This window comes from Paenisporosarcina sp. P4_E4_2 (genome assembly GCF_056401595.1).
The window spans coordinates 1-2,581 of sequence record NZ_JBFUJC010000402.1; the positions used below are offsets into that span (position 1 = coordinate 1).

Below are 2,581 nucleotides of genomic sequence, written 5' to 3' on the forward strand. Positions count from 1 at the left end.
GGTTGACCTATCCGTTTTGGGTGCTATTCACGAGGTGATTTTTTACCCCAATATTGATAATAGTTTGTTTCGATAAATCCATTAAATAATTTGCGTTTCTTAGTCGCTTTACGCCCGTATAACGTTTCGAAGTCTGCCATTGATGACAACATATAAACAGACCATGTAGGGTAACTATCCATTATACGCCCCATATCATGAATCATGTCTTCGATCGTTTCTTTTTCTCCGATACGCTCACCATAAGGTGGATTTCCAATCAGAACACCGTCCAAAGACGAAGTTGTGAAATCTCTTAATTGACGCTGTTTAAAATGAATTAAATCGGCAAAGCCAGCTTCAATTGCATTGTTTTTTGCAACGTCAATCATTCGCGCATCTATATCAGAACCTGTGATATCTAATGGCTGATCATAGTTCGCTAACTCTTCAGATTCCAAGCGAACATCTTCCCATATTTTTTTTGACATCCATGGCCAGTCTTCACTAATAAAGCTACGGTTATACCCTGGAGCTAAGTTTTGACCAATCATCGCTGCCTCAATAGGAATTGTCCCAGACCCACAGAATGGATCAACAAACGGACGATTAGGATTCCATTTTGAAATATAGACCAGTGCAGCAGCCAACGTTTCTTTTAATGGAGCTTCCCCTTGATCTAAGCGATACCCTCGTTTATGTAAACCGACACCACTTGTATCAATGCTTAATTTTACTTGGTCTTTAAGTATACTAACTTCAATCTTAAATGTTGCACCGGACTCATCCAAAAAACCAATTCGTTTATGAGCCAATTTTAAACGTTCCACAATGGCCTTCTTAACAATTGCCTGACAATCGGGCACACTGAATAATTTTGATTTAACAGATTTCCCTTGAACAGGAAAAGCTGCATCTACCGGTAAATATTTTTCCCAAGGAATCGCTTTTGTTTGTTCAAATAATTGATCAAACGTGGTGGCTCTAAAGTCACCAGCTATTATTTTGACACGGTCCGCTACTCGTAGCCACATGTTGGCACGGGCAATGGCATGCTCGTCCCCTTCAAAATATATTTTTCCGTTTTCAGTCTGGGTTTCATACCCCAATTTTTTTACTTCATCTGCCACAATGGATTCTAACCCCATTGCTGATGTTGCTACTAATCGATGAGTCGTCATCATCTCATCCTTTCTTTTAACGATCATTGTTTCATTTATTTGCTTATTTATTAATAAAAGCTCTCCGAATTAGTGGAGAGCTTGTGTAGTCAAGTATACCCATTAGAAAACCCAATAAGCCATGTTTTGTTATCACGTACTCAAGCGGCTGATGCCTCGTACAAGTGAGTAGTAATCATCTATCTACAGACATTGTCTGTCCCTCAATTCGTTCAATTCCTGCATGAGAGTGCCCCTACCATAATTTGGGTYTCTCGCTCGTGGGGTTTACCTCGTTCCACCTGAAACGTTTCCGAATCAGCTCCGTCACTGTGGCACTTTCAGAGAACATAGACCATATCCGAAGACTTAGGTGTTGTTCCCGCCGTCAGCTGTAACACTGCCTTAGCTTATTTTTTGGCTAAGCACGAACACTACGGTCATCTCAGAACCGTGCGAGCATGGACTTTCCTCTACAACGTCAAGCGTTGCAGCGATTACCTGGATTATCTAAATGGTTTCTTCATTATACTTKATATTCATGTAATAAACAATCCATCCTTGGAATGTTGAATTATTCGTACAACTTACTGCCGAATACATGTTTTTCTAGATTTGAAAGTCTCTTTAAAATATCAAAGTTAGTTGTTCCTGTTGAAGGTGCAGCAACTTGACGTCTTGGCGCTTCATCCAATTCGTCTCTCAATCGTCTATTTTCAGCTTTTAGTGTTTCAATTGTTTGCATAAAAGTATTGTAATCTTGAATGACTTCATCCAAGAACTGATCTACTTCATCTTGGTGATAGCCGCGTAATCCAGTTTTAAATTCTTTTTCCAAAATGACTTCTGGCGTCAATTTCATATCCATAATACATCGTCCTTCCATTGTTCATGCATGGATTTATTATAGCATAAAGAACGTTTTGTCGTTCATTTCCTCACTCATTTTCTGTCGAAACCTGCGCTTGCCCGGGAAATAGTTTGTTTCTTGATTATTCGTTCCAAACGCTTTTTACATGCATGTGTTCTTCTCTCTTTTTGTTGTTCTTTTAAAATCGGAGTTTTTTGTATGAGGATCAATGCTTCTTCAACATGAAGTTTGGCAAGATCAAAATCTTTTTTCACGTGTTCCGCTATTTTCGCCAGCTCTTCATACGTTTTTATTTTCCAACCATCTTGTACGTATCCGAGTGCCTTTTCAAATACTTCGTAAGCAAGGTCGTATTGCTTCGTGCGTTTATATTCATAGCCTAAATAGTAAAACGCCATAGCAGCTTCATCAGTACTATATTGGGTTGTAATTTGCTCAAAAACACTTTGCCCTTTTTCAAAGTCTTTCAGATCCGAAAACCATTTTCCAATGTTCGTTGATGAGATACTAGAATCGATGTACTGCTCTTTCAAAATCAATTTTGTCGTGTGAATAAACAATGTAAGTAATG

General features: G+C 38.8%; 3 protein-coding genes and 1 other RNA gene. All 4 read right to left on the reverse strand.

The window, feature by feature from the left end; genetic code table 11:
• Positions 1 to 23 precede the first annotated feature (23 nt).
• Positions 24 to 1,160, reverse strand: a complete 1,137-nt coding sequence (locus AC1DSB_RS17790; RefSeq protein ID WP_477532525.1) for a THUMP domain-containing class I SAM-dependent RNA methyltransferase — start codon at positions 1,158 to 1,160, stop codon at positions 24 to 26.
• Between the two features lie 110 nt (positions 1,161 to 1,270).
• Positions 1,271 to 1,648, reverse strand: an RNA gene (gene rnpB / locus AC1DSB_RS17795) — RNase P RNA component class B.
• A 65-nt stretch (positions 1,649 to 1,713) separates the two neighbouring features.
• Positions 1,714 to 2,007 (reverse strand): cell division regulator GpsB, encoded by a 294-nt coding sequence (gene gpsB, locus AC1DSB_RS17800; RefSeq protein WP_016427374.1) that lies wholly within the window; start codon positions 2,005 to 2,007, stop codon positions 1,714 to 1,716.
• A 74-nt stretch (positions 2,008 to 2,081) separates the two neighbouring features.
• Positions 2,082 to 2,581 (reverse strand): tetratricopeptide repeat protein (locus AC1DSB_RS17805; RefSeq protein WP_477587256.1); only part of this gene is annotated, 500 nt, incomplete at its 5' end.